General features: G+C 33.4%; 7 protein-coding genes. All 7 read left to right on the top strand.

Annotated features, from left to right (window positions below):
• Positions 1–372: 372 nt before the first annotated feature.
• The 7 genes from Q0842_RS02705 to Q0842_RS02675 all read left to right on the top strand — a co-directional run bounded on the left by Q0842_RS02705 (position 373) and on the right by Q0842_RS02675 (position 12,309).
• Positions 373–1,371 (top strand): family 43 glycosylhydrolase, encoded by a 999-nt coding sequence (locus Q0842_RS02705; RefSeq protein WP_298494067.1) that lies wholly within the window; start codon positions 373–375, stop codon positions 1,369–1,371.
• Between the two features lie 29 nt (positions 1,372–1,400).
• On the top strand, positions 1,401–3,788 hold the full coding sequence (locus Q0842_RS02700) for a T9SS type A sorting domain-containing protein (RefSeq protein ID WP_298494065.1): 2,388 nt from the start codon (positions 1,401–1,403) through the stop codon (positions 3,786–3,788).
• A 9-nt stretch (positions 3,789–3,797) separates the two neighbouring features.
• Positions 3,798–6,671 (top strand): T9SS type A sorting domain-containing protein, encoded by a 2,874-nt coding sequence (locus Q0842_RS02695; protein ID WP_298494063.1) that lies wholly within the window; start codon positions 3,798–3,800, stop codon positions 6,669–6,671.
• A gap of 1 nt (position 6,672) precedes the next feature.
• Positions 6,673–7,371, top strand: a complete 699-nt coding sequence (locus Q0842_RS02690) for a fibronectin type III domain-containing protein (protein ID WP_298494061.1) — start codon at positions 6,673–6,675, stop codon at positions 7,369–7,371.
• A gap of 91 nt (positions 7,372–7,462) precedes the next feature.
• Positions 7,463–7,672 (top strand): hypothetical protein, encoded by a 210-nt coding sequence (locus tag Q0842_RS02685; protein WP_298494059.1) that lies wholly within the window; start codon positions 7,463–7,465, stop codon positions 7,670–7,672.
• 16 nt (positions 7,673–7,688) lie between these two features.
• Positions 7,689–11,036 (top strand): glycosyl hydrolase, encoded by a 3,348-nt coding sequence (locus tag Q0842_RS02680; protein ID WP_298494057.1) that lies wholly within the window; start codon positions 7,689–7,691, stop codon positions 11,034–11,036.
• A gap of 4 nt (positions 11,037–11,040) precedes the next feature.
• The gene (locus tag Q0842_RS02675) at positions 11,041–12,309 is read left to right on the top strand and encodes an alginate lyase family protein (protein ID WP_298494055.1); all 1,269 of its coding nucleotides are present in this window, start codon (positions 11,041–11,043) and stop codon (positions 12,307–12,309) included.
• Positions 12,310–12,607 lie beyond the last annotated feature (298 nt).

The raw sequence follows: 12,607 nt of genomic DNA, 5'->3' as shown, positions 1-12,607 counted from the left end.
TAGCTTTAAAACTATTGAATCATAATGGGTGATTAATAGATGTATTGTTTTTAAGGATAGCGTTGAATTTTCTAATTTAATTTTCACTATTGATGCAAATAAGGAACATTAGTGAAAAATCGCAATTATATTGACAGAAATGGAACAATAGTGCATAAAAACAAGCAAAACGAGTCGTTAAATTTGTTATTCACCAAACTAAATTATTAAATGAATATCTCGATTCTACAAGTAAACCCGATACCAAAGTTTAAGAAGATTAAAGAACTATTGAGTTTGCTTAGGACATAAGGGGTAGAACCATATTCATAAGATTTAATAATAATTTTAACAATTTACTTAGTTAAAAATGAAATAAAATAATATCAGAAAATGAAGATTCGTAAAATTAGTATTATAAGTATTTTAATAATTACTGTTCTTATTATTAGTGTGTTGAAATTTATATCAAAAAATCAAAATCTTGAACAAGTAAGTGATCAATCTGAAAAGTCTGAACTCAAGCTTACAAATCCATTAATAGCCGAACCAGGAATGTCAGACCCACATATGTTAGTGGTTGATAATGTCTGTTATGTTTTTACAGGACACGACATTGGGTTTGGTATTAACGATTGGGTAATGCCAGACTGGAGGATTTATAAATCAACAGATTTACAAACTTGGGAGCATGTTGGTACAATTAGTCCTGAAGACAATTACATGGGCAAAGGTAATACATCTTGTTGGGCCGGAGATATTGTAGAGCGAAACGGTAAGTATTACTGGTATTTTTCAAACCACCATGATAATGCTGGAGTTATGGTTGCCGACAAACCAGAAGGACCATATAAAGATGCATTGGGGAAGCCTTTAGTAGATTCTTTTGATCCAACTATTTTTGTTGATGATGACAATACACCTTACATCATTTACGGTAGAACTAATTACAAAATCGCTCGCCTAAAAGAATCAATGATTGAGCTGGATGAAGAGCCAAAAACAATTGTCATCAACAAAACAACTTATTTTCCAGATATGGATAAAAATTCATTACATAAACGTAATGGGATTTACTATCTAAGTTGTTCTGGTTATTATGCTACTTCTAAAAATCTATACGGGCCTTACGAAACTCAAGGACTTGTAGGCGAAGGTTGGGGTCTAGAAACACCTTACGCTCATGGTGATTTTTTTGTTTGGAAAGACAACTGGTATCACGTTTGGTGTCACTATAAAGATCGTAAAATAGATCGTATTAGGGATTGCTTTATTGCACCAGTTATATATGGGCCTAATGGAGAAATGAAAGATGATTTAAGTGAATTAAATGCTACGCTTTCAAAAGAACCAAATTCAGAGTCAGAAAAAGTCGTTTCAGTAACTAAATAGAGTTTAGTCAAAATTAAAAAAAGACTGTAATGAAAAATAATTTATCTAGTGCAGTAACCGCAGTTTTTTTAACAGTATTCAGTTTTTCAATAAATTTAACTGCTGTTTCTGCGCAAACAAAAACAACTTCAGATTTATGGGGTGATAATGGTGAGTTGTGGGATACACGCGGACGCCTTTCAGACTTTTCATATGCTGGCTACGGTGGAGGTAATGCCGTAAAGCCAGATTTTACGAACATAATTAATGTGTTGGATCAAGGTGTTATAGCCAATGATGGTCTAAGTGATGCCGATGCAATTAATGCAATTATTAATACAGCACCTGATAATAGTGTTGTTTTTTTTCCAGTAGGACGCTATGTCATCGACAAAATAATAGAAGTAGATAGAAGTAATATTTTACTTAGAGGAGAAGGAGATGGTCCTAGCGGTACCATATTTTACCTCCCGAAATCGGCAACGGAGGTGACTCCTCCTTATGATCGTGATTATTCAACTGGAAGAAGTGGTCATTTTGTAAGTTTCTTGGGAAATAGTTCGCTTTCTACTATTACAAAAGTTTCAGAAGAGGCTCTGAGAAGTGATAGGGTAATTGTCGTGGAAGATGCTAGTCAATTAAATCAATGGGATATTATTGTAATAAATGCTAGAGGCGATAATCCAATAAATGGGGAATTGTGGCACGAATATTTTAACAATCAATCTCAAGACTGGCCGGAACCTCATGTCACTTGGGCAACCGGAGATAATGTTCTTATGACTCATACTATAGAAAAAATCGAAGGAAATTTGGTTACTCTAAGAGAGCCTTTAAGACTCAAATTAAAGCCCTCTTGGAACATGCTTGTAAGGAAACTAAATGGTGCATTGAAAAATGTAGGAATAGAAGATATAAGAATGGATTTTATTGAAGTACCTAAAGAATCTCATTTAAATGAACCTGGCTACAATGGTATTAGATTTGAAAACTGTCAAAACTTTTGGTCAAAAAATATTACAATCGTTAATTGTGATAACGGTATTGGTATTAGAAACTCATCTTATGGAGAGCTAGAAGGTATAGCGCTTGAGGGTAGAGAGGGGCATCATGGATTTAAAATAGGTCATAGTTCCAATATACTTTCCAGTAATTTAAAATTTAATAATAATGAAGAGTATGTCCATTCTTTTACCATTATACATAAGGCGAATGGAAATGTGGTTAGAAATATGAGTGGTGATAATTCGGTAAATGTTAATACCATCCGCTTAGATTTTCATAGAAACGCTCCTTTTTCAAACTTATGGACAGATGTTCGTACGCCTTGGACGTATCAGAGTTCAGGAGACCAAAAAGCGGGGCCACACGGTGCTGGCTATAATGTGTATTGGGGTTTAGAAGGAGATAGTGCTAATGGCATGTATTGGAGAGATCCTAATGATTGGAAAAACCGATGGGGTCAGTACCAAGGTACTTTAGTTAGTGGTATAGATACCTCAGCTCCATACTCGCAAGAACTATTTACAGAAGAACGTGAGTGGTATGAGGATGTGCCAAATTTAGCAGAAAAGGACCTATATGAAATTCAAAAACGCTACCATTCTGAGTTTATTCATGAGACAGTTTTTAATAGTAATGAATATGGAAACCGAGGCGATTGGAAAGAAAGAGATCCTTCCCGATGGAAAGTAATGGATATAGTTGGTAATAATAGATATGCACTTATTGCTAGAAACCTTCCTCCTGTTACCAGCGGAAAACTTTCAGAATATTCAGTGATTGATGTACCAGAAGAAAATAGCTATGAAGTTGAAGCTAGAGTAAAACGTTATACAACTAGTGAAATTGAAAACGAATCTGATGTTGCTATAATTACTGCGTTTAGCAATGATGATAATTATATTTTTGGAAGACTAAGTGCTGATTCAAACAAGTCAGGAATATATAGGGTGCTTAATGGTAACGTTACAAAATTAGTAGGTACAAGTTCTACGCTTTCTACAAATGGTTATGTAAGTTTAAAATTGGTAGTTAATAATGGAGATATTGCTTTTGTCTTGGATAATAATGAAATAGCCAGAGTAAATAATGTCTCTAATATTACATTTGGTAAGGCTGGTGTTGGATCGTCTAGAAACGGAGTCGTTTTATTAAAGTTTTCAGAAAATAGCGTTCTGTCTATTGACGAAAGTACAATCAATAGTTTTAAAATTTATCCAAATCCAGTTGATGATGAGTTTGTTATATCCTTGAAAAACTTCACAAACGCTACAATTACCATTTTCAATATGAACGGGCAATTGTTATATGAAACAATTGCAAATAAAGAATCTATAAAAATAGCTGCTAAGGGCGTATTCCCACAAGGTGTTTACATCGTAAAAATATCTAATTCAGAAGGTCAAAGCTCTTTCAAAAAAATGATAATTAATTAATAAGAAAAAATGATAAAAAAAATATCCATTTTATTATTGCTACTACTCAGTAGTAATTATATACAATCACAAACAAAAACCACTTCAGATTTATGGGGTGAAAATGGTGAATTGTGGAATTCTCGTGGGCGACTACCTGATTTTTCATATGCAGGTTATGGCGGAGGATATGCTGTAAAGCCTTCTTTTGATAATATTATTAATGTTTTAGATCAAGGTGTTTTAGCCAATGATGGACTTAGTGATGTTGTCGCTATTGATGCCATAATTAGGTCAGCACCAAATAACAGTATCATCTTTTTTCCAGCAGGACGTTATGTAATAGATGATTGGCTAAAAATTGAAAGAAGTAATATTATTATTAGGGGAGAAGGCGAAGGGACTGATGGTACTGTATTTTACATGCCAAAATCAGCTACTGATATTAATGGTAGCTATCAAGGTTTGTATTCAACAGGAGATAAGGGGCATATTATTGAGTTTTTCGGACGGTTTCCATCAACGGTCACAACCGTTAGCGAAGAAGCACTAATAGGTGATAAAGTAATAGTTGTAGCCTCTGTTAGTAATTTGAGTGTTGGAGATATTATTGAGATTAATGCTACAGGTAATAATCCTGTAAATGGCCCATTATGGCATGAATATTTTAATAATCAGTCACAAGATTATCCCTTACCACATGCAAGTTGGCTTTCTGCTGATGGAGGAAGTATGTTCCATACCATAGAAAAGATTGAAGGGAATTTAGTTACACTACGTGAACCTCTAAGGCTTAATATTAAGCCCTCATGGAATATGGAAGTGCAAAAAAGAAATAGCGCCCTAACCAATGTTGGCATAGAAAATTTACGTGTTGAATTTATTGAGGTACCAAAAGTAGATCATTTAGACGAACCAGGTTATAATGCTATTCAGTTTAATAGCTGTTATAATTTTTGGAGTAATAATATTTCAATTGTAAATTCAGACAACGGTATTCTTATAACGCGTTCTGCCCATGGAGAAGTTGAAAACACCACCATGCTCGGTAGAGAAGGGCATCATGGATTTAAAATAGCCTATAGTGCGAATAATGTTTTAAATGGCATTTATTTTAATAACGCAGTGGCTAATATACACTCTGTAACTATAATTCATAAGGCTAATGGAAATGTAGTTCGTAATATAAGTGCAGATAATTCTGTTAACGATAATACCATAAGTTTAGATTTTCATAGAAATGCCCCTTTTTCAAATTTGTGGACAGATGTAAGATCTGTTTGGACACACAAAAGCTCTGGGAATACTAATGCTGGTCCGCATGCGGGTGCACGCAACGTGTATTGGGGATTAACCGGAGAATCTACAGCGCTTTTTTGGGGTAATGGTTGGACCAATGAATGGGGTTATTACCAAAATACTATTGTATCAGGATTAAAAACCGCTGAAATATTTACAGAGGAGAGAGAATGGTATGAGTATGTGCCAGATTTGGCTGAGAAAGATTTGTACGAAGTTCAAAAAAGATACCATGCTGAGTTTATTCATGAGACAGTTTTTAATAGTAATACTTATGGAAATAGAGGAGATTGGAAAGAAAGAGATGCCTCTCGTTGGAAAGTTCAGGATATTGAAGGAGAAAAATACTATTCACTTTTTGAAGAGGAGCTTCCTCCTGTTACAACGGGAAAACTATCTGAATATACGGTTACTGAATTTCCTTCAGGTACTATTTATGAAATTGAAACTAATATAAAAAGTATTGATAAACTTGAGAATAGATCGGAATCTGATATTGTTTTAGTTACCTCGTTTATAGATGATAACAATTACCTATTTGCACGTATCAGTACAGATCAAGAAAAATCAGGAATTTTTTCGGTAGCTAATGGTGCATTATCAAAATTAGTAGGAACATCTTCAACGTTACAGAATGATGATGAAGTACTGTTAAAGTTAGGTGTTCTGAATAACCAAATCATTTTTACAATGAATAATGGATTAGTCGCAAAGGCAGATTATAATAGCACTATTCCATTTGGAAAAATAGGTGTAGGTTCATCAAAAAATGGTCTTTTATTTAATGATTTTATAGTTAATGATTCGTTAACCAGTACAACTCTAGATACTGATAATGATGGCGTATTGAATTCGGAAGATTTATGTCCTGATACTATAGCAGGAGCTGTTGTAGACGAATTAGGTTGTGCGAGCATACCATCAAATAACTTTACCATAGTAACCACAGGAGAGACTTGTATCGATAAAGGTAATGGACAAATAGTTATAAATGCTGTTGAAAGTTTGAATTATGTGGCAACTATAGATGGCACAGATTATAACTTTACATCTAGCACAACAATTGAAAACTTAATGCCTGGTACTTACGATTTATGTATAAAAATAGAAGGCAGGCCATTTGAGCAATGTTATACAGTTAACATTGATGGCGGTGTAGAATTGTCAGGTAAAATACAAATAACGAAGCAGAGTGCGAGCGTTTCTGTAGATTTAGGAACAGCACCCTATACGGTTTTTAAAAATGGAGAGGCTATTTTCGAAACCTATCAGTCTACATTCTCTGTACCTGTAACCCATGGGGATGAAATACAGGTTAGTAGTAAAGCTTCTTGTGAAGGACTAATATCTAAAAGCATTAATTTATTTGAAGATATAAAAGCGTATCCAAACCCATCAGCTGGATTATTTGAGCTGTATATCCCAAATAGTTTAAAGACTATTGATTTAGAGATTTATAGCATTCATTCTCAGCTCATATCAAATAAAATTTATCCAGTAAATGGTGGGAAAGTAGAATTGAATATAGAAGATAATCCAAGTGGTATCTACTTTGTGAAAGTTAATGTAGAAAAGCCCGTATTTATAAAATTAATAAAAAAATAAGATGAAAAAGACATATTTATATTTAGCAGTTTGTTTAGGGTTTGTGGTGTCATGTAGTAGTGGCGGAGGAGATGATGATCCAACACCTGCTGAAAATAAGGCACCTTCAACACCAAGTCAGGTTTATCCGTTAAATAATACCCTTTGTATAGATAATGCGGTAATTTTTGAATGGAATGCATCGACAGACCCAGAAGGAAATTCTATATCCTATAAAATAGAGATATCAGAAAACAGTTCATTTACAGCATTAGCCTTTAATGAAACGAGTACTACTAATTCAAGATTGATTTCTATACAAAAAGGAAAAGCTTTTTATTGGCGTGTTAAGGCTGTAGATAGCGAGCAGGCAGAAAGCGGGTATTCCTCGGTAAGTCAGTTTTTAACTGAAGGCGAAGGTATTTCTAATCATTTGCCATTTTCACCAGACTTGGTATCTCCAACACTAAATGCTGAGATAGATGGAACCAGTACCACATTAAGTTGGACTGCAAGCGACGTAGATAATGATGCTTTAACTTATGATGTGTATTTAGATACCACAAGCAACCCAACTACGAAAGTTTCAGAAAACCAGACGGAAACTAATTTTACAGCAAGTAGTTTAACTGCAGCAAGCAATTATTATTTTAAAGTGGTAGTTAAAGATGAAAATGGAGGAACCACCATTGGGCAGATATGGAGTTTTAAAACAAAATAGTAATACGTGAAACTTCCTTAGCGAATTTTCGATACTTATATAAGTAATTATCTTGAAACTACATGTGATATTAAACAATTAAACCAAGCAAATGAATACCACAACTTATTCTATAATAACATTATTTTTATGTATCACTTTAAGTGGAATAGGGCAAGATTTAGAATATGGTTTGAAAAACTCAACACAATCCGCGAAACCCAAAACTTGGATGCATACCATGAGTGGTAATATGGGTAAGGTGTTTATGGTTAGTTGTTTAGAAGCAATAGCTGCGACAGGTCAAGAGGAGAATTTATAATTCAATATTGCAAATGATGAAAAAAGTAATTTATATCATACTAGTTTTAATACTATGTAATATATCATATGGACAAAATGATACTACCAAAGTATTAGATGAAACATTTGTTAATCCTGCGCCAGAAAACAGACCGCGAACATGGATGCATGCCATGAGTAGTAACATGAGCAAAGTAGGCTTAACAAAAGATTTAGAAGCCATGGCCGATGCTGGTATAGGCGGTATTATCTTGTTTAACGTTTCTGCTTTTATAAAAAATGGAGATGTGAAATTTAATTCTCCTGAACACATTGATAAAATAGGACATGCGGCAGCAGAATGTGAACGATTAGGCTTAAGCTTTGGTGTACACAACTGTGATGGATGGACGTCAAGCGGAGGACCTTGGGTAACCGCTGAGCATTCGATGAAACAAATCGTACATAGAGAATTGGTTATACAAGGAGGTGATATAAATACCAAATTACCTGAACCAACCAAACGTGGTGGTTTTTATAAAGATTTGGCCGTTATTGCTTATCCTTCTTTAGATTCTGAAGTTCTAGAATCTCAGATAATACCGGAAGTAACAAGCTCGAGTTCTGATTTTAATACGGACATGATTATTGACGGTAAAATTGACGAACGCAACTGGCTTAAAGTTCCAGAGAAAGGCTTGTCTTGGATTCAATGGGATTTTAAAAAACCACATGCAGTTAGATCTTTCTATCTAAATTGTGAAAAGAAAAGAGAAGATGGTATTACAAAGCTTCAAATTTCAGATGATGGCGTTAATTTTAAAGATGTAGTGGATTTTAAAGTATTGCGTCAAGGAAAAAAAGAATACGCCATTGATAAACATTTTGAGGCTATAACTGCAAGATACTTTCGTTTTGTAACTGATATGGATTTCGAAATTTCAGAAATTAATCTAAGTGGTGTGTATCGATTTAATGACATGCTAGCACGCACCAGTTTATATATGCAAGAGAATCATAGGCTACCTGCTTTAGATGATGCGCCAGAAAGCATGATTGTAAAGCGAGATGATATTATAAATGTAACCAAATTTGTAGATGAAAATGGTGTGATAAAAACAAAGTTACCAAAAGGAGATTGGACCATTATGCGTTTTGGATACAGCATTACGGGAGCCGTAAATAGTCCCGCATCAGATGCTGGCCGCGGATGGGAAGTTGATAAGATGAGCAGAGCATCATTTAAAACATTTTTTGATGGCTATGTTAAAAATGTGATTGATGTTTCTAAACCTGTTGCTCCTAATGCTTTGCAATATATTGAGATTGATAGTTATGAAGTTGGTGGTCAAAACTGGACACAAGGTTACGAAACAGCATTCAAAAAACATTTCGGATACGATATTATGGATTATCTACCGTTATATGCTGGACGGTATATAGATAATACAGATACTACAGAACGTATTTTGTGGGATATGAGGAATTTTACAAGTAAAATGATGACCGATAATTACTTCGATTATTTTACAGAGTTATGTCATGATGAAGGGTTAATTAGTTATGTGGAACCATACAGTTTTAATGCAGCGTTCAATGAGCTAGATGCCACCAAAAAAGTAGATATTCCTATGGGAGAATTCTGGATGCGTGGGCACTTTAAAACAGAAACCGCGGTGTCTGGGGCCCGTATTTATGGTAAAAATATTGTATCTGCAGAGGCATTTACAGCATTGCCAACTGTAAACTGGAGAAGCCATCCAGATTTAATGAAACTTTCAGGAGATATAGCTTGGACCTTGGGGATTAATGAATTTATGTTTCATCGTTACGCTCACCAAGCCAATACAAATGTATCACCAGGCATGACCATGGGAATATGGGGTTCACATATTGATAGAACACAAACGTGGTGGGATAATGCTGGAAAATCTTGGTTTAAATATTTGGCACGTGGTCAATATATGTTACGAAAAGGAAATCCAGTTTCAGACTTACTTGTATTTGTTGGGGACGGAACACCTAATTCATCTTATAAAGCAAAATCAATTAGTCCAATATTACCAGATTATGTAAATTTTGATTGTATTAATTCTGATGCTTTGATTAATAGAATTACGGTAAAAGATAATAAAATGGTATTGCCAAATGGTATTTCTTATTATATGCTCAACTTAAAAAACATGAAAGAAGTTAAACTCCATACTTTAAGAAAAATAGCGGAGTTAGCTGAAAAAGGCATCATTATAACTGGCGATAAACCTGAAACACTTGGTGGATACAATAATGCTTCAGCCGATATACAGGAATTTGAAAGATTGGTTAAACTGATTTGGAGTGCACCTAATACTTTAAATAAAGTACCATGGGAAGACATTTATAGTACTTATAATATTCCAAAAGATTTAGTTATTGAAGATGGAAAAGAGATTGGATACACACATCGTAAAACAGAAAAAGAAGATATCTATTTCTTTTACAATCCTAATGAAAGCGAAAAAGCTTTTAAATGTACTTTTAATGTGGCAAACAAAATTCCTGAATTATGGAATCAAACTACAGGAGAAATTTCAAAACTAGCTGCTTTTGATTCCAACAATGATGGCACCACAACAACTAATATTAAATTACCTGCAAGAGGTTCAATTTTTGTGGTTTTTAGAGAGTCCTCTAAAAATGTAACTCATATTCAATCAGCTCATGCCTTAGAAAATCCATCTGTTATTGGAACTTTATCAAAAGACAACGTATTAGAATTTGAAGTTTCTAAAGCAGGAACTTACAATGTGAAATTAAATAATGGAAACTCGGAAAGCATTAAGGTAAAACGTATTCCTCAGGCAATTGATATTTCTACAAATTGGGAAGTGTCATTTCCAACCATAAAATCTGAACCAAAAACATTTAATTTCTCTGATCTACTAGATTGGACCACTCATAGTAATGAAGAAGTAAAATACTTTTCAGGTACTGCTATTTATGAGAAATCATTCATATTAAATAAAAAGATGCTAGCTGAAGATATTAATTTAATGCTTGATTTAGGTAAAGTAGATATTGCCGCAAGAGTTATTTTAAACGGAATAGATTTAGGAGTAATTTGGAAAAATCCGTATCAAATAGACATAACTAAAGCTATTAAAAAAGGTGAAAATTCTTTAAGAATTGAAGTAACCAATCAATGGACAAACAGATTAATTGGTGATCAAAATTACCCGGACCTTTCTGGGTATTATGATTCAGAAAAAATGCCAGAATGGTATAAAAATAATGAGCCAGCACCAATGGATAAACGGACTACATTTACAACGTATAATTTCTTTAAAAAAGGAGATGATTTGATTCCAGCAGGATTAGTAGGACCAGTTAAAATTACTTTTAGTAATACAAAGCTTTTTAAATAAAAAAATGAAATATATCAATATAACTTCTAAAGTACTAGTTATTTTAAGTTTCTATATAGTAATAACTTCTTGTGAAAACAAAAAGGAGAAAGGCACTATAAAAAAATCAGAAAAATTTCTTTTTTCAAAATTAGAAAAACAAACACTTACCATACTTAATTATGAGAAGCTAAGAACGGTAAAAAAAGAAATTGAAAATAAGTCTGAGATTTATTTAGTTCCTTATAAATCATTAATTGAAGTAGCCAATGAAGCATTAAATGAAGGCCCTTTTAGTGTAACCAATAAAACCCAATTACCGCCTAGTGGCGATAAAAGAGATTATATGAGTATAGGTCCTTATTGGTGGCCAGATACTAAAAAGCCAGACGGCTTACCATGGATTCGTAGAGACGGTCAAGTAAACCCATTGACAGAAGGTAATAATTTAGATTTGACGCGTAAAAATAAAATGTTTCGTAATGTTTATCGTTTGGCAATGGCACATTACTTTACGGGAAATAAAACATATGCAAACAAAGCTATTGAATTATTAAAAGTTTGGTTTTTAGATGAAAAAACTAAAATGAATCCTAATCTTGATTACGCTCAGGCTATTCCGGGAAAGACTATTGGAAGAGGTATCGGTATTATAGAATTTATAGGCGTTAAAGAATTAATAAGCACTATTGATTTATTGGAATTAAATAATGCTATGAATACGAGTATAAGTGAAGGATTAAGACTTTGGTTGAAAGATTATCTCTATTGGCTACAACATAGTAAAAATGGATTAGATGAAAAAAAATGGCCTAATAATCATGGAACTTGGTATGATGTTCAAGAAGTGTCCATACTAATGTTTTTACATAGATTTAAAGAAGCGAAACAAGTTTTAGAAATTTCCGCAAAAGATAGAATTAAAAGTCAAATAGGAGCCGATGGAACTTTGCCTCTTGAACTTGAAAGAACAAGATCGCTTCATTATACTGCATACAATTTAGAAGCCTTTACCTATCTAGCGTATTTCGGGAAGCAATTAAATGTGGATTTATGGAATTATCATCCGCATAAAGCGGGAAGTATACAAGATGCATACCATTTTTTAGACCCATATATCATTAAGGAAAAGGAATGGATGTATACAGAAATTTCAGGCGTTGATAATGGTATTGAAAACTTAAAAGAATTATTTCTTATGGCAGGCAATATGTTTAATATTCGAGAATACTCGGTGATTGGTTTGAGCATGAATGAAAGTGATAATTTTAAAATTTTGAGTTATTCATTTTAGCAAAAAAAATGTTTAATCATAATAAGTAACATATTTATTCGAAATAAACTAAACAGTAGATTGGTAGTTTGAGTGTTGCCTATTTTATATGTATTTGGCGAAATTAAAGATTGCCTTAAATTTTATTTAGTTTGTCGCTTTATCAAAACAGAGACCTTGTCAATTCCTAATGCTCTTTTTTTTATAAGTTGACATTTAAAGTATAATCCATCCATAACGATTTCATTTTATAGTTTGCTAGGAGAATTCAATTAGTCAGTGTTTTTTCACTATTGTTTCAATCGCGACACGAGAGTGT

The sequence above is a fragment of the uncultured Algibacter sp. genome (genome assembly GCF_947495675.1).
Taxonomy (GTDB): Bacteria; Bacteroidota; Bacteroidia; order Flavobacteriales; family Flavobacteriaceae; genus Algibacter_B.
The sequence above is the reverse complement of the archived record's forward strand: the minus strand, read 5'-3'. Positions and strand labels throughout refer to the sequence as shown.